The organism is Massilia sp. LC238, from assembly GCF_000735635.1.
GTDB classification, from domain to species: domain Bacteria; phylum Pseudomonadota; class Gammaproteobacteria; order Burkholderiales; family Burkholderiaceae_D; genus Telluria; species Telluria varians.
In genome coordinates, this window is record NZ_JNNN01000066.1 from 1 (window position 1) to 22,526 (window position 22,526).

At 61.3% G+C, this 22,526-nt stretch carries 18 protein-coding genes and 2 pseudogenes; 7 read left to right on the top strand and 13 right to left on the bottom strand.

From position 1 onward, the window contains the following. Window positions 1-143 precede the first annotated feature (143 nt). The 3 genes and pseudogenes from FG94_RS28470 to FG94_RS28480 all read left to right on the top strand — a co-directional run bounded on the left by FG94_RS28470 (window position 144) and on the right by FG94_RS28480 (window position 1,274). Complete coding sequence (locus FG94_RS28470) at window positions 144-272, top strand: hypothetical protein (RefSeq protein WP_267872340.1); 129 nt, start codon at window positions 144-146, stop codon at window positions 270-272. A 64-nt stretch (window positions 273-336) separates the two neighbouring features. Next, window positions 337-957 (top strand): annotated as a pseudogene (locus FG94_RS28475) (efflux RND transporter permease subunit). Next, window positions 954-1,274, top strand: coding sequence for an efflux RND transporter permease subunit (locus FG94_RS28480; protein ID WP_267872341.1), 321 nt, complete (start codon window positions 954-956; stop codon window positions 1,272-1,274). The pseudogene FG94_RS28475 and the gene FG94_RS28480 overlap by 4 nt, the downstream one beginning before the upstream one ends. Window positions 1,275-2,028: 754 nt before the next feature. On the opposite strand, the pseudogene FG94_RS28310 reads toward FG94_RS28480, so the two are convergent. After that, window positions 2,029-2,104 (bottom strand): annotated as a pseudogene (locus FG94_RS28310) (single-stranded DNA-binding protein); the annotation flags it as partial. A gap of 122 nt (window positions 2,105-2,226) precedes the next feature. After that, the gene (locus tag FG94_RS17830; RefSeq protein WP_229445983.1) at window positions 2,227-2,853 is read right to left on the bottom strand and encodes a recombinase family protein; all 627 of its coding nucleotides are present in this window, start codon (window positions 2,851-2,853) and stop codon (window positions 2,227-2,229) included. A gap of 192 nt (window positions 2,854-3,045) precedes the next feature. On the opposite strand from FG94_RS17830, the gene FG94_RS26745 reads away from it, so the two are divergent. Further along, on the top strand, window positions 3,046-4,497 hold the full coding sequence (locus tag FG94_RS26745) for an ATP-dependent endonuclease (protein WP_081926065.1): 1,452 nt from the start codon (window positions 3,046-3,048) through the stop codon (window positions 4,495-4,497). A 721-nt stretch (window positions 4,498-5,218) separates the two neighbouring features. Here FG94_RS26745 and FG94_RS17840 read toward each other — a convergent pair. From FG94_RS17840 to FG94_RS27385, 7 genes are all read right to left on the bottom strand, one after another. Continuing rightward, complete coding sequence (locus tag FG94_RS17840; RefSeq protein WP_036214394.1) at window positions 5,219-5,608, bottom strand: hypothetical protein; 390 nt, start codon at window positions 5,606-5,608, stop codon at window positions 5,219-5,221. 200 nt (window positions 5,609-5,808) lie between these two features. Beyond that, window positions 5,809-8,574, bottom strand: a complete 2,766-nt coding sequence (locus FG94_RS17845; protein WP_036214396.1) for a hypothetical protein — start codon at window positions 8,572-8,574, stop codon at window positions 5,809-5,811. Window positions 8,575-8,579: 5 nt separating this feature from the next. Continuing rightward, window positions 8,580-9,041, bottom strand: a complete 462-nt coding sequence (locus FG94_RS17850) for a hypothetical protein (RefSeq protein ID WP_036214398.1) — start codon at window positions 9,039-9,041, stop codon at window positions 8,580-8,582. Beyond that, entirely contained in the window at window positions 9,038-9,307 is a 270-nt protein-coding gene (locus tag FG94_RS17855; protein WP_229445984.1) for a helix-turn-helix domain-containing protein, read from the bottom strand. The genes FG94_RS17850 and FG94_RS17855 overlap by 4 nt, the downstream gene beginning before the upstream one ends. Before the next feature lie 218 nt (window positions 9,308-9,525). Continuing rightward, window positions 9,526-10,443: a hypothetical protein gene (locus FG94_RS26150; protein WP_152571029.1), complete on the bottom strand. Its 918-nt coding sequence runs from the start codon at window positions 10,441-10,443 to the stop codon at window positions 9,526-9,528. Between the two features lie 124 nt (window positions 10,444-10,567). Continuing rightward, complete coding sequence (locus FG94_RS17865) at window positions 10,568-11,791, bottom strand: integrase family protein (protein WP_307188125.1); 1,224 nt, start codon at window positions 11,789-11,791, stop codon at window positions 10,568-10,570. Window positions 11,792-11,955: 164 nt separating this feature from the next. Continuing rightward, entirely contained in the window at window positions 11,956-12,204 is a 249-nt protein-coding gene (locus FG94_RS27385) for a hypothetical protein (protein ID WP_152571030.1), read from the bottom strand. A 29-nt stretch (window positions 12,205-12,233) separates the two neighbouring features. Here FG94_RS27385 and FG94_RS17870 point away from each other — a divergent pair, with 29 nt between their 5' ends. Beyond that, window positions 12,234-13,289, top strand: coding sequence for an acyltransferase (locus FG94_RS17870; protein ID WP_036214403.1), 1,056 nt, complete (start codon window positions 12,234-12,236; stop codon window positions 13,287-13,289). 44 nt (window positions 13,290-13,333) lie between these two features. Here FG94_RS17870 and FG94_RS17875 read toward each other — a convergent pair whose 3' ends face one another. Next, window positions 13,334-14,398, bottom strand: a complete 1,065-nt coding sequence (locus tag FG94_RS17875) for an acyltransferase (protein ID WP_036214405.1) — start codon at window positions 14,396-14,398, stop codon at window positions 13,334-13,336. 91 nt (window positions 14,399-14,489) lie between these two features. Further along, a complete protein-coding gene (locus FG94_RS17880; protein WP_036214407.1) occupies window positions 14,490-15,656 on the bottom strand; it encodes a DUF2325 domain-containing protein in 1,167 nt (388 codons plus the stop codon). A gap of 422 nt (window positions 15,657-16,078) precedes the next feature. On the opposite strand from FG94_RS17880, the gene FG94_RS17885 reads away from it, so the two are divergent. Continuing rightward, window positions 16,079-16,924, top strand: a complete 846-nt coding sequence (locus FG94_RS17885; protein WP_036214409.1) for a YqjD family protein — start codon at window positions 16,079-16,081, stop codon at window positions 16,922-16,924. A gap of 149 nt (window positions 16,925-17,073) precedes the next feature. Here FG94_RS17885 and FG94_RS17890 read toward each other — a convergent pair whose 3' ends face one another. After that, entirely contained in the window at window positions 17,074-20,196 is a 3,123-nt protein-coding gene (locus FG94_RS17890; protein ID WP_036214411.1) for an efflux RND transporter permease subunit, read from the bottom strand. A 13-nt stretch (window positions 20,197-20,209) separates the two neighbouring features. Beyond that, window positions 20,210-21,394, bottom strand: coding sequence for an efflux RND transporter periplasmic adaptor subunit (locus tag FG94_RS17895; protein WP_036214715.1), 1,185 nt, complete (start codon window positions 21,392-21,394; stop codon window positions 20,210-20,212). A gap of 139 nt (window positions 21,395-21,533) precedes the next feature. Here FG94_RS17895 and FG94_RS17900 point away from each other — a divergent pair, with 139 nt between their 5' ends. After that, complete coding sequence (locus FG94_RS17900; protein ID WP_036214413.1) at window positions 21,534-22,496, top strand: DUF1800 family protein; 963 nt, start codon at window positions 21,534-21,536, stop codon at window positions 22,494-22,496. Window positions 22,497-22,526: the final 30 nt, after the last annotated feature.

The following is a 22,526-nucleotide window of genomic DNA, read 5'->3' on the forward strand; positions in this document are numbered from 1 at the left end:
CATCGTAATGCTCCCGGATTTGCTCACACTGGACTCCAAACGATTCGGAGTCGACAGCATGAGTCATCTAGCAAAAAGCGGACATTTCAACTTTGCTAGATCCGGACATTACAACTTTGCCCTAACAGACCCAACCGATACAAATGTGCTTCAACGAACTGCTGGCCGGAGTCCACGGCGATATCGCGGTCAAGATTTTCAGAGACGACTATCCGACAATGCTGCGCACGGCAGAGCAGGTTGCCCCGCAATTACGAATGGTCGAGGGCTGAAGACGTACAGGTAGAGCAGGTCGAAGGCCGGCCCTTGCTCAGGGTCTAGCCAGATCGCGACGCGATGGAGCGCGTTGGCCTGACCGCGCAGGAAGTCTTCGATACCCTGGCCGCCGCCGTTGCAGGGCGCGAGGCAGGCACGGTGTACGAAGGCGATGGCCGCTTCGATGTCGTGGTCAAGCTGAGTAGCCCTCGGCGAAACGACATCTAGATGCTGCGGCAGATTCCCGTTATAACGCCGAGCGGTAGTTTTGTACCACTGGGCACCGTGGCCTCACTCGAAACGGGTATAGGGCCAAACCAGATCAGCCGCGAGGACGGCAAACGCCGTGTCGTGGTACAGGCAAACGTACAGGGGCGCGACATCGCGGGTGTCGTGGAGGACGCCCAAGCGGCGATTAACGCCAAGGTACAGCGGCCACCAGGCGTTTGACTGGTATGGGGTGGCCAGTTCGAGAACCTTGAGCGCGCACGTCTTCGCTTAGGCATTGTCGTTCCAGCCTGCTTCGCCGACATCATTGGGTTGCTGTACTCTGCAGTCGGGTCTTGGCGCGCGGCTGCGGTCGTCTTTACAGGGGGGGCGCTGGCATTCATCGGCGGTATTGTGGCACTCTGGATGCGAGGTCTACCGTTCTCGATCTCGGCTGCCGTAGGGTTTATCGCTCTTTCGAGGGGGCAGTTTTGAACGGCCTGGTGATGATCGGCGCAATCGATGACTTGGCAAAGACACTTCCAATACGCGAGGCGGTCAGGGCAGGGGCGCTCCGCCGCCTCAGGCCCGTCCTGATGACTGCGCTGGTGGCATCCCTTGGCTTCGTCCCGATGGCACTTGCAAGCGGCGCACGGGCTGAAGTACAACGCCCCCTTGCAACGGTGGTTATCGGTGGCTTGATTTCCACCACGTTGCTCACGTTGTTCGTGCTGCCCTCACTCTACTTACGTGTCTGTAAGCCGAAGCATGTTTTGGATGCTAAAAAAAATTATGCGTCTGCGACTGAATAAAAATTTTTCTATACGCCGTCCAAAAAATTTTTGACGATCGGACCGATACAGATACCCAAGGTGGGGGGTGGGCTTTTCCCCTCCCCCCGGGGAGGGGGGAGCCATATGTGCCGAGCCTTTTCTAGCACCATAAGAACGTTGCTGGATCAAGCTATAGAGCAGCGGACGATCCGGGTGCGCTAGACGCTGCAGTACTCAAAGCCGAAGCAGGAGGCGGTGCCGGTCTTCGGCCGGAGCATGACGTGGTTGATCGTCTATCATTTCGGTTTGACTAAGCAACGAGCCAGTGCCCAACCTTCACCTCCAGCAAGTCCAAGAGAAACATATGCTAGACCGTCGCGCTCAAGGAGGACAAAGCCGAAGGCCGCAACGAGGGTAAGTATCAAGATCAGGACGAGCGCGAGCAACCCATGAGCATGCATGGCTACAGCAGGGTCTAATTTAGGCTTGGGTTTCCGCCGTGTGGCACGCGCAAGGTTGCGCGATGGTGATGCGGAGAGTGGGGGCGTGAGAAGGGCAGTGTGGAAGGGCTTAAGTGGACGTCGGGGGCCATCGCTATCGCCATCACCATCACCGTCGTCGTCTGATCCGCCGCTGGCATCTGCGCCTAGTGCTACCGCCCCTTCGCCGACGCTGGCGACAGCAGATGCTTCTGCTTTTTTCTTTGACGATAACCCCGCATGCGCTGGCTTCTTCTGCCCGTCGCGCGCTACTGCTCGACTCACACAATAATCGGAGTAAATTGACGAGACCGTATCGCGATGAGGCATGTACCGGACTTCGGGATCCCGGCCTAAATTGCCCACAAGAATCACTTTATTGACTGACATAACTTTCCTTTCGGTCGGATTTGTCAGTCAATTTTACTGGTCAAAGGTCGCGATATCCTTCAGCTTCGCAAAAATCATTCATTGCACGACGCCGAACAAAGTGCAGAGAGTGTCATATGGTGCTAACTCGCGGATTCAACTGGTCTCACAATGGTCAAGACGGTCGCCCGAGAAACGCCATAGAGCTTCGCCAACGCGCTCACGCTCTGTTTGTTCGCATAGCCCTGTGCCATGGCCTGTCGCTGCTCAGGTGTCGTTTTGGACGGTCTGCCAAGGGTCTTACCATCAGCCTTTGCCCGTGCGAGTCCGGCCTGGGTTCGCTCAACGATCAGGTCGCGTTCCATCTCTGCGACAGCAGCTAACATCGCCAGCATGAGCTTGCCCGCTGGCGACGTCAGATCCAGCTTGCCGAGCTGGAGCACAACAACCTCAACACCGAGATCGGCCAGCGTTTTTATCGTTGCAAGCACGTCCGGCGCATCTCTACCAAGCCGATCCAATTTGGCCACCACGAGGGTGTCTTTTTTTCTTAATTTGGACAGCATCTCGCTAAACTGCTTGCGCTGGGTTGCATGGGCCTTGCCACTCACTACGTCAGCGAACCAGTACTCAACCGCATATCCTGCGCGCTCGATCTCAAGCCGCTGGTTGTCGGCTGTTTGCTCCGCCGTGGAGACCCGTCCATACCCGAATATCGCCATATACCGCTCCGTTAGATGTTGGAAAACGGTATCAGTATAAATCAACATGTTGATATATTGAATGGCTATTTTTCCAACATTGCAATATCGTTGTGTTGATTGGTGTTGATAAACGATCGGTTTTCAACAGAGTGAACTTAAACCTTTACCCTACTCCTAGCGCATTAAATCTGGCCGAACATTGACAATTTGCAACGGAACTGGTCTATTACTCCGCATTAACCTAAATGGAGTTTGCAAATGGATGGGGCAGAAATCAATCGTATTCGTGACCAATTTCAAGGTGGTCTCTGGCCCCAATTTTTGGAGAGGGTTGACATAGCGGGGCTACGGGGATGGAAGGGCCAATCAGTTCAGTTCAAGTTTCCAGTTGTAGCCCTGGTTGGTGAAAACGGTGCAGGAAAGAGCACTTTACTGAAGGCAGCGGCTGCCGCATACGATAAAACAGGAGATATGGGATATTTCCCTTCCGACTTCTTCTTAGACACGCACTGGGACACGCTGGCCGGAATCACACTGGGATATGTGGTGAAGACCGGCGAGAAAACCACTGAATTCAGTATTCGCAAGCGAACAAAACGATGGAGCTTTCCGGAGAAAAGAATCAGCCGTGGAATTTACTGGTTCGACGTCGCACGCACACTTCCACTAGACGCCACCGCAGGATACGCAAAGGTTGCTCGGTTAGCCGCCGGAGAGATCTCAACAAAAGCCTTGTCTGATGAGTTCAGAGGGCACCTATCTCATGTTCTAAACAGAGACTATACGAATGCGCGCTTCGCTGCACCAGACGTCAGTGAGAAAAGACCTGTTGGACTTTTGCAGCGGGAGTTTGGTGAAATTTCTCAGTTTCACCAAGGAGCTGGGGAAGATACTACCCTCGACCTCATGCGTGCGCTTCAAGAGGTACCGAAAAATGCCTTGGTCATTATTGATGAAGTCGAGGCTTCCCTGCACCCTCGTGCACAACGGCGCTTGATCAACTTCTTGTTGAAGTTGAGCCGGGAGCGCCGTGTGCAAATAATTGTATCGACTCATAGTCCTTACGTTCTTGAAGAATTACCACCCGAGGCAAGGGTGCTCTTACTGCCTACCTCAGAAGGCCCAAGTGTTCTGTATGGTGCAAGTCCGGAATTTGCCCTTACTAAACTGGATGAGATTGTTCATCCAGAAGCATTTTTATATGTTGAAGATCGGTCAGCGGAGGTATGGCTGAGGGAGATCATTGCACGGCATGGGGATGGCGCCGCTATCCTGTCGCGCATCAAGATTTCTTCCGTGGGCCCTGCGAATGTCGTGAAGATGATGGGCGACCTGGCAGCCGGTGGAAAACTGTCACACGCTGGCATTGGGGTGCTGGACGGCGATCAGCCTGAATCGCCAGGGTGCGTTCGGATGCCAGGGACTGACGCACCTGAACGCGTAGTTTTCACAGATCTAAAGCAAAAGAACTGGGGTAGTTTGCACGAACGATTTGGAATCGGTGCTGGCGATCTTCATACCTATTTAGACGACGCTGTAAAGACGCCTGACTTCCATCGTTGGCCCGCCTACGTCGGCGACAGGGTTGTAAAGAGTTCCGCAAGTGTATGGGAAACGATGGCAACTGAATGGTGTCGACTTTGCCTCACTGCCGAGGACCGTGACAGGATTATTGCGGCAATTGCTACTGTGTTACCGGGAGGTGTATGAAAAAGACCGACCCTCGTTATTGAAGTTCAACACTTTGCGGGCCGGCTTCGTGGATTGATTGGCTCGTCTCTTACGCAATACCGGTTGCACTCAGTGGAGAGGATGACCTACTCAAGATGATCTCGCTGTAGCCATGCTCGTATAGCTTGATAATGAACTGTCGTTAGCTGCTCCAAGCGAATTGATAGCCGTGCATGTTTGCTACGCCACTTATACGGCTGGCGCTCGACAGATTCGCTTGGCGCGGCGCCCATCAAAGACAACAATTTTGAGCGTGCAAACCGCGCCCTCTGAACGGCATTAGCTGCGACGTTTGTCTGGTATCGCAATGCATGACAGTGCCTACAAGCCAATTCACCGCTGCGGTAGTATAAGGATTGAAATTTTCCCTCGTGCGCGCGAGGGCACTTCAGGAGGTGCCTCAACCGGCCTTTTAAGCACTGGACTGTTACGACGTCGACTACCCAAGACCGGCCGCCCACAAAGATTGCTAGGCGCGTCTCGGTGAGCATCGCCACTGCCCGCTCAGCTCCATCGTTGAGAACGACGCGCGCATCGCCTGTGGCTTTCGCTGCCCGCATCAGTTTCGGCAGGTTCACCTCAAACGCATTTTCGAGGATCGGTACTCGAGGTGCCTTTGCTTTTTTCACTCCGTCTACCTAAAACAAAAGCGAACCAGGCACATGCATGCCGGGTTCGCGTGTGAAATGTTGGATCGCTGTTATCGTGCAGCTGCTTGCGGCTGGATCACGAAGGGCCAACCGCGCAGGCGCACAGCGATGTAGCCGTTGAGTGGGCCCAGATGTTGTTCCAGCTGGGCTTTGATCCCCTGCGCGTCGTCGTCATCATCGCAGCGCACGTTGACGGTATCGATAATTACCTCCAGCGCTTGGTGCAAGTCCAGTGCGTCGAAGCCCGCTGGGCTGATCCACGAGAGCTGCCGGAAATTTCCGCGTTCCAGCAAGTGGCCCGTGCCATACACAGCAATGAACTTCTCGATCAGCTGCACGATCATTTCGCGAGGAACGTCCAGGTAATCCGCTTTGAGCGGCCAGCGGCGGTGGAACTCCAAGAGAGCGGTGTTGTGGACCGCAGGCTTCTTAATTTTCATTGTCGTCAACCTTTTATGTAGATTGCTTTCATTGTCGAGGTAGGAGATTTATTCGAGCGGCTTTTTGCAAGAGTGCGCAGGGGTGCAGGGATTGCAGGGGTAAAACTCCACGTCTTTCTGCTAACAGCTTGTTCTGAAACTCAAACTGACTTAGAGTAAAAACATCCCTGCAGATCCCTGCATCCCTGCGCGATCGCTTACTAGGCCTCGCTAATACCCCACAGCACCGTCTTGGTGCGGTTGAGGCCTGCGCGCTTGATGCTCAATCGGTTGCTGATCCGCCCTTCACGCTTCAGCAACCACTGACCGAGACGGCGCGCATCGACACCCCGTTGGTCGCCAGCGATATCTCTCAGCAGATCGGCCCAGCCCTCGGTTCCTGCCGAGCGTTTGATCAGCTCGGCGACAGTGAACTTTCCATTGCGGCCGAACGTGGCCTTCGCCATTTCGAGCACGCCTGCCAAAGCCGCAGCTTCCGGGTCGTTCGCGCTGTCGCGCAGCAAGGCAACTTTAGGATCAACAAAGCCTTTCGTGACACCCTGTTGGGCCAGCCACACGATGGTGGAGCGGACCAGCTTGTTCCAATCGTCCATCGACGCCAGCCCGTCGCAAACAGCTGGGAATCCTGCATTGACGTACCCCTGGATCAGCGTCAGTGCCGCGGTGATCATCGCCAGCCGATTCTGGAGGCAGTAGCCGAGTGGTTCCAAATCGAACTGGCGGCCAGCCACCTTGGAGGAATCGACCTGTGCATCCAGCCGGCAAGTGAAGAATCGGCGATTCAAGTCACCGACCAGTTGCAGGCCGTTCCCAGTCGCGAGGACCAGTAGGCGGTGTTCAGCCTCAGCTTCGCGCGACTCGCCGAGGACGCGGCCTTTGATAGCCGGCGCCGTGGTGACAGCGCACAGGCTGGCCGATTCGATTGCATGCTCGGCATTGTCGAACAGCAGAGTTCCGGCGCCCGCCAGGGCGGAGCTGAACAGGCTTTTCTGCCATTCCTCTTCGTGCGTGATCGGTGCGCTCACCGCCGGCGCAGTGCCGTCATACAAGGCACCGATGCATTGCGCCAGCAACGTCTTTCCGGTGCCCGGCGCCGTAGCGCTGAAACCGAAGCCAGGCGCGGTTCGCAGGCAGCAACGAACCGCTGCAGTCAGCACCGCTGCCAGAACGACAGATTTGTCTGCAGCCGACACGTACGGGAACTGCTGGAATGGCTTCCACAGGGTTTGCAGCGCAGTCCCCAAATCGCTGACCGAAGGTGCCTTACGGATAGCCGGCCACTTGGAGAACTGTTCGCTGATGAGCAGGAGACCCGACTGCTCATCGTAGCCAGGCGCTGCAATGACGCGACCGCTTGCGTCCATGGTCGGGACATCGCGGACAGCAGTCAGGCGTGGCATGCGAGTTTGCGCGGCATTAGCCAGGAGGCCGTTGATGACACCTTGCGGGCATTCGGCGACAACCATCTCCTTCTTTCGTTCATTGAATTGCTCGAATCGGCAGTGGCGATGCACGAAGACCTTCATCCACGTCGCAATGGCTTGGACGATTTTCCCTTCCTCATTGACGCGAACCATGACACCTGCCCGCTCGTACATCTGGCCCGTTTTCTTCAGCAACAAGGCCATGGAGTCCACCATGCGCGGCAATTCGCCTGCGGTTACTTCAATCAATGCCGGTGCGCGCTCCAGACGGTATTTGGTCCCGTGGTGAAGGTGCGAGTACAGGTATGGTTTTCCGCCGCTGCGCAGGTTAACCCATGCAACACGTCCATCAACCTCCGGTTCCAGCGGGTCCGCGAATCGCGTACCGTGCCATTTGTCCGGGTTGTCCAATACGGCACCCACAGTGACCCATTTACGCTCGGCGGTGAGCAATGGAAAGTTGCCCATCAAGGTGCGCTGCGCGGTAGCACGGTCAAGCATCACGCTGATTGCCGCCGAATCGGCATCGACATTCAGGCGCTTCAGCTGCTCGGCCATCATTGGAGCAACCTTCTTGATGTACTCCTCTTTTGCCGTCTGAACGTGGGGAGTCATAGCCGCGCGAGCTGCCGATTTGATCGCCTTCAACTCGACGATCTCGGCCGCCGTCAGCTCCTGCACCTGAGCCGCATCCAACAGGTCGTCCCCAGTAATCTCGCTCTCGTAGGAAGCGCGCGTAATGCCGTTGTTCAGCACCGGCTTGGCGGCGAAGTCGAGGCCTTCCGGTTTCCACACCGACGGATCAATCGGCGCGCGCTCCAGCAACTGACCGGACTTGCTGAGTGCGTAGTAGCCGAAACCGGCCAGCCACAGGCGATCGAAGATTACCTTGCCAATGCGCGGGATCTCGCTTGCCTTGCTGACGATGAGGTAGATGCGCTGGCCAGTAATGCCCCGGCCGTTGACACCGGAAGACGCGCTCGCCCGCCACAGCATGGCAACCTTATTGAGCACCCCATAGCAGCCACGGACAGTCTGCAGCAGTTCCGATGGGGAGAATGCAACCTGATCTTTGGGCGGGTCATAGTCCAGCATCAGGACGCCGGCATCCTCACCGAACTGGAAATTCTCTCGGGTGCGCGTGATAGCACCGGCAGAGGGGCCTTTCACGCTTTGAGCCACCACCACGCCTTCGGCGGTCACGGGGCGGCCGTACGTCACAGCTTGGGTGGGCACCAGGGAGTCGAGGATGGTGTTCAGCGCATCGAGGTCGGGAGCGTGGCGCACTTGGTAGCGGCCGTAGACCAACTTTGCTGCAGCTTGCTTTTGTACGGTGCCACCCTCATCCAGGAAGAAGGTTTTCGTCAGGTTGCCGTTGTCATTGGTCAGGATCGTTACTGCTGCTGCACGCTGTTCGACGCCCGTGGAAGTGGGCGCCACATCAGACGTCACTTCCACTACCGCGGTCGCCATCGAGGCACCGTCGATGACTTCGGGGGGCGTACTCTCAACCACGGCGCTGGGGGATTCAGTGGTCCACATCGTGATTACGCCTCCGGCTCAGCCAGCGACTCGCACGTCGGTGCCGTCCACTTGCCGCCGCCTTCGATGCTGATGGCAGCAACGTTCGACAGGAAGACGCCGTCGAGCTTGTAGCGATTGATAACGTTCAGCACCACGTGCTGGCCGATCCAGTCTGCCGCGTCACTGGTCGTGGACACGCTCTGGCCTTGGAACTTGATCGCGTGGACGGGCAACTCGAACACGCCCTTGAAATAGCCGTGCTGGTGGAAGGCAACCTCGATGGCGACGATGCTGCCTTCCATCGCGACGCTGCTGACGTAGCCAGCGACCACACCCTTGGTTGGCTGGTGGCCGTAGACAGTGCGGAGGAAGGCGACTTGGGCTGCATAGCGTGCCGCAGCGTGCTTCGTTTTTGTGCGCGGGTTTGCTTTGCACACAATGACGGGTGCGCAGTTATCGTCTTGGAACAGGAGGGACGTGATCATGCGTCCCCCTTGTTCAGCAGTTGCTTGATCTGTGCCACCGGCCACGCGAGGCGGCCATTGATGCGGACCGGGCGGATCGGGCCGTCCTCGAAGCATGCCCACTTGCGCAGGGTTTGCGGCTTACGGCCGAGATGGAAGGCAGCTTCTGCCGTGGACACAGCGATGCGCACCTGAGCGTCGAGTGCGGGATACTTTTTGTTCGTGACGTCCGGGCGCTCGCTGAGTGCCATGGGATCGGGGTGGACTACCGTATGTGACGTGTGCATCTGAAGCTCCTTTATGTTGATGCGTGTTTAGGAGCGCTCAGATTCAATTGCCACTGTTTTCAAGCTCGGGGGAATGGCATTTCCCTGATGGTTTTATGCGGGTTACAAGCCAAGTGTGTGGCAGGTGTGTGGCAGGTTGCTATGGCAGGTGCAGCGAGTCAGGGCTGCCTACCTGCCGTATTCAGGTAAGCGTTACCCTAAGCCGAAGAGTCAGCTTTTTAGGGCAGATCCTCCGCCACCTCGTTCCACTTTTCCCGCCACGGCGCCAAAAACTGATGTTCCATGAACATCCTGTTCAGTTTTGATCTCGGGGCGCGATATTTTTCATAAAATCCGGCAGCGAGAATGACGGGGTCCCAAAGTGCAGCGTGGCGACTCCCGGGAGTGCCGCTCACCACCTTTGCCTGGTCCTTGCTGTACAGCCCCTTACCGTTAGCAAGCGCTTTTGCAAGGTCGATGCTGGCGAGACCGGAAAACGCTGTCAGAACCTGAGTTTTCGTAATGCCCAAAGGGGTAGCTTTATTCACTCGGCTACGATTCGCGCTGTTCCCTGCCGACGCCGGCGCCTGGGCCAGCGGAGCTGGCTGGGCACGTTCGCTGCTGGAGGCCTCTCCCAACTGAGCATGGCGCAGGACATCATCCTTTGCCAGTTCTGCAACAGTATGACGTGGCACGACAAACGTAGACTGCGCGGTGACTTGCACTGGCTTGGAGAAGAAATACTCGTTCGACTCTCCCATCCATTCCCCTTGCTCGGTTTCCCAATAGGCGAGCACACGATGGTTGCCTTGGCGAAACGCGGCGATGCTATCCCAAGAGTAGTACGGTTTGTCTCCGCAGCGCCAGGCCGGTCGATCCGTGACAACCTGGGGCCCGGGGCTATAGGCGAGCTCCTCGATCTCGGCTTGCAACAGCGTGACGTATTGAGCACTCACCGAAGGCTCGTCCGTAACGACCAGGCGATCGTCAACATATCGCTTGGACACGATCGACGCATCATATGGCGCAGCCGCGTAGACCGGGAGACGAAGACGAATTACTGCATGGATGACTTCGTCCACGGTCCAAACGCGCTTGGTCAAAGCGCTCAGGATCTGGACGGCCTCGATAATCGAACAAACTTCGCTAATATGCATCTCCACCTCGCGCAACGGGATCAGCACCCTAGCAGTAGCCGAGCAGAGCGTCAACGTTACAACGAGGGGCATAGCGAAAGGTTGTGGCAGTAGGGGGCAACGAGTTATCGGTTGCTGCCTGTGCCTATGCGGCAGATGCTTCCTCATCCTTCCGGAACTCGACGTCGGTCTGCTCCAGCATCCATACCTCAATCTTCGTGTGCCACATACGCAGCAAATCGATTGGCCGGCGGATGTAGTGCTTTTCTGCGATGGCGCTGGGCTTGTGGCCCATGATTTGCGCCACCACACCTGCGGGGCACTCCACCCACTCGCTCAGCGTGCCAAACGAGCGGCGCAAGCCGTGGATCGACACATGCGGCAGCTCAGCCGCATCCAATGCATTGTTATGCGCCTTACGTGGCTCCTGGATGCGTCCGCTGGCAGCGGTTCGGCTGCTGAAAACCCACTCATTCGTGCGGGGCAGGGCATTCAGCAGCGCGGACACATGGGGGGTCAACGGAATCGTCCGGTTGGCCTCTACCTTGTCTTGCAAGATCATCGTGCCCCACTTGAAGTCCACATCTGTCCAGCGCAGCCCAGCCATTTCCTCGCGACGGGCGCCTGTCAGCAGGAGGGCTTGCAGGTAGGCGCTGGCGACAGGGTTCTGGATTTTTCGGACTTGTTCAAACCATGGGGCCAATTGTTCGCGCTGGAGGCAATCCGACTTGGCCGCAGGCTTGGGAAGTTCATCCTTGGCCACGCATGAAGCGCATGCGTTGGGGCTGATTTCGGTCTTATACTCGGCTCGCATGGCGCACCAGTTCAGGAACCCACGTAAGCGAACGAAAGCGTTCATCGCTACGGTAGACCTGTGCGTTTCACCATTTAGCCATTGCCGCACATGTTCGGCATCGATGTCACGCAGAGGACGAGCGAGCACCGAGACCAGCACGCCGGGCAAGGTGGTTTCTCCTTCCCCCTTTTTACGCCCACGGGTCTTTTGACGACCACCCGGATCGACCAGCCTTTGGTGGTCCAGCAGGGTACGGGCGCTCCACCGAGTCTTCCGGGCCGTCATATAGAGGTCCCATGCTTCGCGTGCGGGCGTCTCGGCGCGGCGGCTGGCGTCGCGCTTTGCTGCCTGCTCAGCGACAAGCTCGGCTTTCTGCACTCTCGGGTCGTGCCCGCTGTCGACAAGCACTTTGAGGCGACGCGCCTCCGCTTGGGCGCTGGCGATATCCCATGTCGACGGCGAGCCGATCGTCATGCGAATGGTTTGATTGTTGAGCTTGGCCTGGAAAACGTAGGCCTTGGCTCCACTGGAGACTACGCGTAGACCAAGGCATGGCGCGGTAGCGTCCCACATGAACGCTTGCTTGCTGCTGGGCGGACAAGTGAATCCCTCAACGCGCGCTGCAGTGAATTTAATTTTTGCCATATAGCTGAGTGCCGTGTAACCGCTGTGTAACCCAGCTATGAGTATAGTTGTGTAACGCAATCAACACAAGGTTGATGGGGAAATCATATAAGTTACTGAATTTTATAGTATTTCCATATTTCCGATATGCTGATCAACACATCGATATACACTGAACTTCTCATTCGTAATGCGAAGGTCACCAGTTCGATTCCGGTCAGCGGCACCAGCAAGAGAGAAAAGGCCACATGTGCAAGCATGTGGCCTTTTTCTTTTTGCGCTCGAAATACCTGCTCAGCATCATCTATACTTGCTTGAGTTTGCCAGGGCGTCAATACAATACTACCCGGAGCGCGGGGCATGCTGGTGGCATAGAACGGAGAGTGCGGCCATGAACAAGTTTGAACTTTCGAGAAAAGTAGCGGGCAATAATCTGCGTTCGATGGAGGGCATGCGCGGCTTCGCGGTGTTCCTCGTCTTCCTGGTGCATTACGCGACCCTGGCCGATCCCGCCGGCGAGGTGTGGCTGTCGGGACTGCTGCACAGCATGGGAAACGCCGGCGTGGACCTGTTCTTCGTCCTGAGCGGTTTCCTCATCTACGGCAGCCTGATGGCGCGCAAGCAGGCTTTCCTCCCTTATATGGGGCGGCGCATCCAGCGCATCTATCCCGCCTTCCTCGCCGTCTTCGCCGCCTACTGCGTGCTGTCCTTCGTGTTCCCTGACCAGAGCAAGATCCCGCAGGAGGGCGCGTTCTGGTACCTGCTCCAGAACTTGCTGCTCCTTCCGGGAATGTTGCCGATCGAACCGATGATCACGGTGGCCTGGTCCCTGAGCTACGAGATGTTCTACTACCTGGTGATGCCGGTCGCGGTGCTGTTCCTGCGCCCGCTGGAGGCGAACCGGCGCGTTGCCGTCATCCTGGCGATGGCGATCCTGACCGTCATCTATTGCGTCGCGTTCGGCGGCCACCTGCGCCTGATCATGTTCATGTCGGGGATGCTGCTGCACGAAGCGGTCAAGCGGGGCAGCGCTCCCGGTGGCGTGGTCGGCGCGCTGGCCCTGGTCCTGGGCCTGGCGGTGACCATGCTGCCGGTAGGGGGCAGCATCGAGATCCTCGTCCTGTTCGTCGGCTTCTACCTGTTCTGCCTGCATTGTTTCGTGCAATCGGAGGGCTGGCTGGCCCGGATCTTCACCTGGACGCCGATGCGGCGCCTGGGCAATATGAGCTATTCCTATTATTTGATCCATGGACTGGCGCTCAAGGCCGCGTTCATGGTGCTGCCATCCGGGCGGATGTTCCTTGTCCTCCTGCCTGTGCTGTTCGCATGGACGCTGCTCCCCTCGATGGCCTTGTTCCTGCTAGTGGAACGGCCCCTGTCGCTGGCGCCGGTGAAAGCCGCCCCCATGCCGCCGGTCGTGCCCGGCAAAGCCGGCAGCCCCGGCTAGGCTCGACACGCTCAAGCTGTCCACGAAGTGTCCAGGCTTCCGGATCAGGGTGCTACACGTGCGGGAGCGCCCAGGGAAGGAGCCGTGCTGTGCGGACCCGGCGTCTGGGCCCCGATCAACGGTGCGAACAGGCGCGGGCAAATGCGCATGAACGTGCGGTAGGCCAGGCTCAGGATGGCGATGATCAGCACGGGTGTCGCAATCCAGTAGAGTGGGTAAGGTATGTCGTGACCGAGCTTCTGGTACGCCACCGACGACACCAGCAGCAAAGGCGCATGGGCCAGGAAGATGAAAAAGCTGGCTTTGCTTTGGGACTGCAGCCAGCGGCCCGGCCGGGTATTGTGCAGCAGCGCAGTCGCGGACCAGATGAGGAAAGGGGCGACGAAGCGGAAATAGGTGGTGTTACCGACCTGGAAGTGAACCACGCACGCGCACAGGACAACGAGCAGTCCCAGGCAGGGAAGGGCGTAGCGGTCCAGGGCCAGCAGGTTCCAGTTGCGTGTCGCCGCCATGCCGCCGAGGTAGAACATGATCGGCATGACCTCGCGCAGGATCAGCGTTCCGTCCAGATTATTGAAAGAGATGAGAAATACCGCCGCGAATCCGGGCCAGGCCCAGTTGCGCAGGATGAACCCCAGCAGAGGCGCGCATACCATCAGGACGATCAGGTCGCGCAGGAAATTAAGCGGGTAGTTGATCGGCGACGCAGACATTCCGAAGGCAGCATCGAGCCAGGTTTGCGTATCGAAAGGAATGAGCTGATAGCTCATGCGAAGACCAAGCAGATGCTGGGCTGCAAAGGCTCCAGCCAGCACGAGCAGGTTGAATACGAAAAAAGGCAGGGCGATCGTGCGTGCCTTCTTGTTGAACAATCGCCTCCAGTCCTGGTCCAGTCCGGAGCGGAACAGGAGATAGCCGGAAATGAGCGTCAGGACTGGTACCGTGGCCCGAAAGGCGGCGTTCTGGAAAAATGCCTTGATGAAGTCGAAGATTCCCGGACCGATCTCGGTGATGGGCACGTAAGGTGGGGTATGCAGGATAACTACGCCGACGATCATGAGATACCTGAGCATGGCAATGCGATCAGATACGATTTTTTGTGCCGTCATCAGACCTTCATCTAATTTGTAAAATGTAAATATTGTAAGTTTACCAGTTTACTTTTAGGAAAGTCGCGCGATTGAACGGCCGCGTCACGGATCAGAGGGCTGCCTCCTGCAGCCCGCGCACCAGGCTCGACACGCTCGGGTTGTCGACAAAAATGCAGCGCTTGCCCGTGCGCTTGCAATGGTCCTTCACCCGCCAGTAGGCATGGTGGCTGATGCAGCCGGTCTGGCAGATCACCAGGTCGGCCGCCGCCAGGCTGGCATCGAGCTGGCCGGCGCTGTCTTCCAGGCCGCCGTCGTGGTGCGCGAACTGGGCGCCGACGCGCTCGATCACGTTGCGGTAAACCGGCACGCTGCCGCTGCGCCCGCCCACGCACAGCACGCTGCGGTTCACCAGCCGCACCGGGACTTCGGTCGGCACGGCCGGCATGTCCGCCGGCGAATCGCCCGCCGGCGCCGGTGCATCCGGGGGCGCATGGCGTGCCGCTTTCAATGCGGCCACCTGGGCCCGCAGCGCCGCTTCCCGTTCCTCCATCTGCGCCACGCGATTCGCAAGCCGCTGGCGCGTCTCCAGTTCCGGCACTTCCGCCTGCAGCCGGGCCAGTTCGGAGCGCAACTGGTGGATGTCGGTGTCCTTCGCGATCAGCGCGGCGCGCGCGGCCATCAGCTGCTGCTCGTAGCGTTCGGCCTGCGCGCTCTTCTCCTGTAACAGCGCCTGGCAGCGGCCCTGCGTCCGGGCCAGTTCGCGCACCAGGCGGGCATGCTCGGCCGCCAGGGCCTGGACCTTGTCGATGTCGGCACGGGCGCAGGCGCCGGCCTGGTGCTGCACCATGTGGATGTCGCGGCACATCTGCTGTTCCAGTGCGGGCGTGCAGCGCGCATGGCTCAGGGCGGCCCAGAACGCGCCCGGCACCTTGCCGGCGTCGACCGCCTGCACCCACAGTGCGCCCACTTCCTCCGTGCTCCTGGCCGAGCGGAAGCGCGCGACGTCGGCGGCGTAGCGCCGCTCCAGCTCCTTCTGCAGCGCTTCCGACAACGGATTGCGCAGGGCGCACTCGCTGACCGCGCCGACGTGGATGTCGTAGTCGTCGTGCAGCAGCCGGCCGCCCGTGACCCGTTCCACCAGCTTGCGCAGGGCAGGCAACGGCAGGGCGACGCCGACCAGCGGGCAATGGCTGGCCTGGCTGAGTTCCCAGACGCGGCGGCGGCGCGATCCCCCTTGCGATGCGTCGGCGGCCTGCGGAGCGTGTTTGTCGCACATACTTTCTCCTGTAAATGAGAATGATTATCATTCATATGATAGCGCAGATGAGGTGAAAGGCAAGCGGATTCGCCTCCTCCCCGTGGATGGCACGGCTCTGTTAGGCAACGCACGGTCCCGGGAGCACGGCTGTTGTATTTTTTGTATCGCGACGCAGTGTCCGATACTGCGCGCGTTTTCGGACCGCCACAGGCGACCGCTCACGCAGCGACGAGGACGTCTGCGCTAATAGCGGAACTTTTGCGCTGGCTTCGGGTCTCGATTCATGAGAATGGACCTGGAGCAAGAAACAAAGTTCTGTCTTGAGATAGCGCAGTCAATCGTCGTCCCTCGCGCCGTTTGAGGCGGAATCGAGGAAGAATGTGGTGATAGTCGGGTATCGGTCTAATCGCGTTGGTCTACATTTTTACGAGGGATACATCATGGATAATCAGAAATCTACCGAGGGAAAAGGCAGCGACGCAAGCCGCGAGGGTGCAGGTTCGAGCATTGGTAAAAGCCAGACTTCCGGCCTGAACCAGGGTAGCAGCGCTTCGGGCAGCAGCCAGAGCGGTTCGTCGGGCAGCCTCGGCAGCGCCAACGCCTCGCCAAGCAGCGCCAAGCCGGCTATCGGCAGCAGCAACGGCGCCGTCGGCGGCACCAGCAACGCGGGCAGCATGCAAAGCGGCTCGCAGAGCTCGGGCAACCTGGGCAGCTCCAGCTCCAGCAGCCAGCAGAGCGGCTCGTCGGGTTCCAGCGCAGCCGGCAGCAGCGGCAGCCTGGGCAGCTCGACCGGCGGCAACAGCGCCCTGGGCTCGAGCGGCAGCACCTCGGGCAGCACCACCGGCAGCAGCGCCGGCACCACCGCCAGCAGCAGCGGCAGCATGGGCGGCGCCAGCGCACAATCGTCGGGTTCGACCTCGGGCGGCGACCAGTCGCAGGGCGGCATCAAGGCTGCCATGTCGAACATCACCCCGGACAAGGCGCACGAGAAAATCGACCAGCTCGCACAAGGCGCGCAGCCGCTGGTCGATCGCCTGGTCAGTACCGCACACGCCGGCGTCGATCGCCTGAGCGGCATGCTGAGCGGCGCCTCGGAAAGCCTGGGCCAGCGCAAGGGCCAGCTGGGCGAGACCTACCAGAACTACTCGACCAAGAGCACCGAGTACGTCAAGACCAACCCGGGCACCGCCCTGCTGGTCGCGGCTGGCGTCGGCTTCCTGCTGGCCAAGCTGCTGAGCAGCAGCGACACCACCGAGCGTCGCGAATACCGCTACTATCGCGACTGATCGGCGCAAGCCATCAAATAAAAACCCCGGCGGGCTTCGGCCCTGCCGGGGTTTTTTCGTTCAAACTGAGCTTGCTCCGTTCGACCGTATTTTTATTCAGGCACTAGCTGGACGCGCGGTCGGCAGAGCCGACCACCCTACGCATGGCCTCACTTCACTGGATCCGACACCGGCTCCTTCACCGGCGCCGCCACCTGCTTGCGGCGCATCCGTCCCATCTGGCGCTTCATGAAGTGCTCGAAGTCATCCACGTAAGTGAACACCGCCGGCACCACCAGCAGGCTCAGCAAGGTCGAGGTGATCAGGCCGCCGATCACGGCCACCGCCATCGGCGAGCGGAAGCTGGGGTCGCCCGAGAGGCCCAGCGCCAGCGGCATCATGCCGGCGCCCATGGCGATGGTCGTCATCACGATCGGGCGCGAACGCTTGTGGCAGGCGTCGACCAGGGCGTCGAAGCGGTTCATGCCCGCTTCGCGCGCCAGGATCGCATAGTCGACCAGCAGGATCGAGTTCTTGGTCACGATCCCCATCAGCATGATCAGGCCGATCATGGTCGGCATCGACAGCGCGTTCTGCGTGAGCAGCAGGGCCACGAAGGCGCCGCCGATCGACAGCGGCAGCGCGGCCAGGATGGTCACCGGTTGCATGAAGTCGTTAAACAGCAGCACCAGCACGCCGTAGATACACAGCACGCCGATCAGCATCGCCACGCCGAAGCTGGCGAACAGCGCCTGCATTTCCTGGGCGTCGCCCAGTTCTGCGATCTGCACGCCCGGCGGCAGCTTCTGGAATACCGGCAGGGCGCGCGCCTCGGCATTGACCTCGCCCAGCGAGCGGCCCTGCAGCTCGACGTCGAGGGTCACGTTGCGGGTGCGGTTCAGGCGGTTGATCTCGGCCGGACCGCTTTCCACCGTGATGGTGGCGACGTTGGCCAGCAGCACCGGTCCGCGCGCTCCGGGCACGGTCAGGCGGCCCAGCGCATCGAGGTCGGCGCGCACCGCGTCCGGCAGCTTGACGCGGATCGGCACCTGGCGCTCGTCCAAGTTCATCTTGGACAGCGAGATGTCGTAGTCGCCGGCAGTGGCCACGCGCACCGTCTCGCCGATGGCGGCGGCCGTCACGCCGAGGTCGGCGGCGCGCGCGAAGTCCGGGCGCACGATGATCTCGGGCCGCACCAGCGAGGCGCTGGAACTGACGTTGCCGATGCCCTGCAGGGTGCGCAGTTCACGCTCGGCCTGGCGCGCTGTCGTGGTCAGGAGTTCCGGGTTTTCGCTGCGCAGCACCAGCTGCAGCTTGGTGCCGGTGTCGGGGGCGCCGACGTTGAAACGCGCGCCCGGGATCTGCGACATCTTGACGCGCAGTGCGCGCTCGATCTCGGACAGTCCCACGTCGCGGTCGTGGCGGTCGACGGTGGTCACGGTCAGCACGGCGCGGCGCGCTTCCGCCGCCGCACCCGGGGCAAAAGCGTCGCCGCTGGAACCGCCGCCGATCGAGCTGAAGATGCCCTTGACGCCCTCGACCTGCATGGCCGCCAGGCGCGCCTGCTCGGCGACGGCGTGGGTCTCGGCCAGGGTCGAACCGGGCGGCAGTTCCACCGTCACCATGGTCTGCGAGCGGTCGGCCGGCGGCACGAAGCCGGTCGGCAGCAGCGGCACCAGCGCGATCGAGCCGAAGAAGAAGACGGCGGCGCCGATCGCGGTCGCCATGCGGTGGCGCAGGCACCACTGCATGGCCGTCATGTAGCGCCGCATCAGCGGGCCGTCATTCTCTTCGCCGTGGTGCTTGGACGGCTTGAGGATGTAGGCCGCCATCATCGGCGTGAGCAGGCGCGCCACGACCAGCGAGGCCAGGATCGCGATCACCGCGGTCCAGCCGAACTGCTTGAAGAACTTGCCCGGAATGCCGCCCATGAAGGCGGTCGGCAGGAACACCGCGACCAGGGCGAAGGTGGTGGCGATCACCGCCATGCCGATCTCGTCGGCCGCTTCCAGCGCCGCCTGCATCGGGGTTTTCCCCATGCGCAGGTGGCGCGAGATGTTCTCGATCTCGACGATCGCATCGTCCACCAGCACGCCGATGACGAGCGCCAGCGACAGCAGGGTCACCATGTTGAGCGTGTAGCCAAACAGGTACTGGCCGAGGAAGGCGGGGATGACCGACAGCGGCAGCGCGGCCGCGGCCACCAGGGTGGCGCGCCAGTCGCGCAGGAACCACCACACCACCAGCACCGCCAGCACCGCGCCTTCGTACAGCATCTCCATCGAGGCGTCGAAGTTTTCCTGCACCGGTCCCGAGTTGTCGATCACCTCGCGCAGCACCACGCTCGGGTTTTCCTTCTGCAGCTGGGCCACCGCGGCGCGCGCGCCTTCGGCCACGTCCACCTCGCCTGCGCCGCGGGTGCGGAACACCTCGAAGCCGACCACCTTGCGGCCGTCCTGCTCGGCGATCGAGCGCGGCTCGGCCACGGTATCAAGGACCGTGGCGACCTGCCCGAGCTTCACGTGGCGGCCGTCCGGCAGCGGGATATCCATCTGCGCCAGTTCCTGCGCCGACTGCACGGTGGCGATGGTGCGCACCGACTGCTCGGCGCCGCTGACGTCGCCGCGTCCGCCCGGCGCTTCACGCTGCACGTTGCGCAGCTGGCGCGAGATGTCCAGCGCCGACACCCGCAGCGCCGCCATGCGCTGGTCGTCGAGTTCGACCCGGACTTCGCGGGTCACGCCGCCCACCCGCTTGACCGCGCCCAGGCCGGGCACGCTCAGCAGGCGCTTGGCCACGTCGTTGTCGACGAACCAGCTCAGTTCCTGGTCGTCCATCGCGCTGCCGGCCGTCTTGCTCGCTTCGGCCGTGAAGGTGGCGACCACGCGGCCGGCGGTGGCCGCCTTGGTCACGCTCGGCTCGCGCATCTCGGGCGGCAGGTCGGCACGCACCCGCGCCACCGCGTCGCGTACGTCGTTGACCGCGTCGGACAGGTCCTTCTCCAGGATGAATTCGATGGTGACGGTGGCCACGCCGTCCAGCACCTTGGTATAGATGTTCTTGACGCCCTGCAGGGTGGCGACCGAATCCTCGATCTTGCGCGCCACCTCGGTCTCGAGCTGGGCCGGCGCCGCGCCTTCCAGCGTGGCGGCGACGGTCACGATCGGCAGTTCGATATCCGGGAAGTCCTGGATCTTGCTGGCCTTGAAGGCCAGCAGCCCCGCCACCGTGAGCAGGACGAACAGCATGATCGCCGGGATCGGGTTGCGGATCGATAAAGCAGAAAAGTTCATGGGGGTGCTCCGCTCAGCGTGCCGCGGTCTGGCGCGGCGCCGGAGCCGGCGCCGCCTTCGCCGGTGCGGCCGGCGGCGGCACATTGCGCACCAGATCGCCGTCGTTCAGGAAACCGGCGCCGCTGATGACGATCGGGGTGCCTGCGGCCAGCCCGCCCACGATCTCGACCCGATCGCCCAGGCGACGGCCGGTGCTGACCTTCAGCTGGCTCACCCGGTTGTCCCCGTTCAGGCGGAACACGTAGCTGAAGCCGTCGCGCACCGCCAGCGCCTGCTGCGGCACGGTGAGGGCGCTGGTGGCGCCCAGTTCGAAGCGGCCGCTGGCGAACATGCCGGCCTTGAGCGGCGCATTGCTTGACAGCGAAGGCGGCAGGTCGACGTAGACCAGCGCCAGGCGGGTCTGCGGGTCGACGGTCGGGGCCACGGTGCGTACCTTGCCGACGATCTCGCTGCCGCTGGCGGCGCGCACCGCCGCGCGCATGCCCGGCTTGATGCGGCCCAGGTCATTCGAGGTGACTTCGGCGCGCCATTCGAGGCGGCCCTGGCGGATCATGCGGAACAGTTCGGTGCCCGGGCCGGTGACGGCGCCGACCGTGGCGCTGCGGCTCGAGATGATGCCGCTGTCTGGGGCGACCACGGTGGCCTGGCGCAGGCGCAGTTCCTGCTGGGACAGCGTCGCCCGGGTGGCGCTCACGCGCGCGGCGGCAGTCCGTTCTGCGGTCAGGAGCTGGGTGACCTGCTGTTCGCTCAGCGCGCCGGAGCTGCGCAGGGCGCGCGCCCGGTCGGCGTCTGCCTTGGCGGCGCTGGCGTTGGCCTGGGCTTCCTGCAGCGCCGCGCGCGCCTGCTCGACGTCGGCGCGCACGGTCTCGCTGGCGAACACGGCCAGGGTCTCGCCCTTCTTGACCACGTCTCCCACGTTCACCCGCACTTCGCTCAGGCGCAGGCCGTTCGATTCGCTGCCGATGACGGCTTCCTGCCAGGCGGCGACGCTGCCGTTGGCGGTCAAGCCCACCGGCAGGGTGGTGGTGGACGGCTGGCCGGTGGTCACGGTGAGCGCGGGCGTCGGCGCGGCCGGCTTCTCGTCCTTGGCGGTGGCGCGCTTCGGCACGGCCAGCGCGAGGGCAAAACAGAGCGTTGCGCCGGCGATGGCCAGCAGCGGAACGGGGATATTCTGGGGCAGACGGCGGAGGGTTGGCATCTTCTTCAATCGGCTTTGGTTCAAGCTGTTAAGTGTAGCAAAATTGCAATGCGGTGCGGGCTGATTCGTATGTTTACGTTCTTACAAAGACTTACCAAACAGCGCAGCAAGGGAGCCTGTGTGGGTATATAAAGTCGGAATGCGAGTCCTCATCCTGTTGTTTTGCCTGCTCCTCGGCGGCGTCGTCCATGCGCAGCCTTCCGCCGCGCTCGACGACGGGCTGGCGCAGCACCTGCTGAACCGCCTGGGCTACGGCCCGGCGCCGGGCGAGGTGGCGCGGGTGCGTGCACTCGGTGTGCCGGCCTGGGTGGACGGCCAGCTGGCGCCGCCGCCGATGCCGCCGCGCCTGGAGGCGCGCCTGGGCGCGCTGCCCGTGCCCGAAGCGGTGCTGCTGCGCGCCATCGCCAGCCCGCGCCAGCTGGAAGCAGTGCTGGTGCGCTTCTGGCTCGACTACTTCAAGAAAGAAGAGGGTGCAGACGCGGCACTGCGTCCGCACGTGCTGGGCCGCCATGCCGACCTGCGCGCGGCGCTCGGGGAGCATGCGCGCGGGAAGAACAGCGAACGGGCTGCGATGGAAGCGCTGCTGCGGCATTTCGTCTCCGCGCCTTCCGCCAGCCTGCAAGGGTCGACCTGGCGGGTGTGGCAGGCCACCGGCGGAGACCAGCGCGCGGTGCTGCGCCAGCTGTTGACCAGTCCGGAATTCCTGGCGCCGTCGCAGTGGAACAGCAAGGAGAAGGACGGGTTCCGCTTCGTGGCCTCGGCAGTCCGGGCATCCGGCCTGGCGGTGGGCAATGTGGCGCCCCTGATGGCCTTCGTGCGCGCGCCGCTGCCGGATGCAGACCGTGCCGAATTCGTGGAGCGTCTGGCAGCTGGGAGGCTGGCGCTGGCGCCGGTGCAGCCGCACGAGTACGCGTCGTCGGCGCCGCCGCTGCGTGCCGGCGTCGCCGGCGAGGTGTCACAGGGAACGATAGCCCAGCCAGGGCCGGTGCTGATGGCGGCGCCGACGCCCTCGGCCGCTGCGATGGCGGCGGCTCGCAGCCAGCCGGCGCAGCCCGAGCGCTTGCGAGCGCTCCTGCTCGACCAGAAATTTCTACGTTATTGATACTGGGAAGCGAGCATTGCGCAGCGCAAC

Coding starts and splice junctions, on each gene's coding strand:
- FG94_RS17890 (WP_036214411.1), bottom strand. CDS start 20,196: ATGAACTTTTCTGCTTTATCGATCCGCAACCCGATCCCGGCGATCATG.
- FG94_RS17830 (WP_229445983.1), bottom strand. CDS start 2,853: ATGTTGATTTATACTGATACCGTTTTCCAACATCTAACGGAGCGGTAT.
- FG94_RS17895 (WP_036214715.1), bottom strand. CDS start 21,394: ATGCCAACCCTCCGCCGTCTGCCCCAGAATATCCCCGTTCCGCTGCTG.
- FG94_RS17900 (WP_036214413.1), top strand. CDS start 21,534: ATGCGAGTCCTCATCCTGTTGTTTTGCCTGCTCCTCGGCGGCGTCGTC.
- FG94_RS26150 (WP_152571029.1), bottom strand. CDS start 10,443: ATGCATATTAGCGAAGTTTGTTCGATTATCGAGGCCGTCCAGATCCTG.
- FG94_RS17840 (WP_036214394.1), bottom strand. CDS start 5,608: ATGAAAATTAAGAAGCCTGCGGTCCACAACACCGCTCTCTTGGAGTTC.
- FG94_RS17855 (WP_229445984.1), bottom strand. CDS start 9,307: ATGCACACGTCACATACGGTAGTCCACCCCGATCCCATGGCACTCAGC.
- FG94_RS27385 (WP_152571030.1), bottom strand. CDS start 12,204: ATGCCCCGCGCTCCGGGTAGTATTGTATTGACGCCCTGGCAAACTCAA.
- FG94_RS17865 (WP_307188125.1), bottom strand. CDS start 11,791: ATGTGGGACGCTACCGCGCCATGCCTTGGTCTACGCGTAGTCTCCAGT.
- FG94_RS17880 (WP_036214407.1), bottom strand. CDS start 15,656: ATGTGCGACAAACACGCTCCGCAGGCCGCCGACGCATCGCAAGGGGGA.
- FG94_RS26745 (WP_081926065.1), top strand. CDS start 3,046: ATGGATGGGGCAGAAATCAATCGTATTCGTGACCAATTTCAAGGTGGT.
- FG94_RS17885 (WP_036214409.1), top strand. CDS start 16,079: ATGGATAATCAGAAATCTACCGAGGGAAAAGGCAGCGACGCAAGCCGC.
- FG94_RS17870 (WP_036214403.1), top strand. CDS start 12,234: ATGAACAAGTTTGAACTTTCGAGAAAAGTAGCGGGCAATAATCTGCGT.
- FG94_RS28470 (WP_267872340.1), top strand. CDS start 144: ATGTGCTTCAACGAACTGCTGGCCGGAGTCCACGGCGATATCGCGGTC.
- FG94_RS17850 (WP_036214398.1), bottom strand. CDS start 9,041: ATGATCACGTCCCTCCTGTTCCAAGACGATAACTGCGCACCCGTCATT.
- FG94_RS17875 (WP_036214405.1), bottom strand. CDS start 14,398: ATGACGGCACAAAAAATCGTATCTGATCGCATTGCCATGCTCAGGTAT.
- FG94_RS17845 (WP_036214396.1), bottom strand. CDS start 8,574: ATGTGGACCACTGAATCCCCCAGCGCCGTGGTTGAGAGTACGCCCCCC.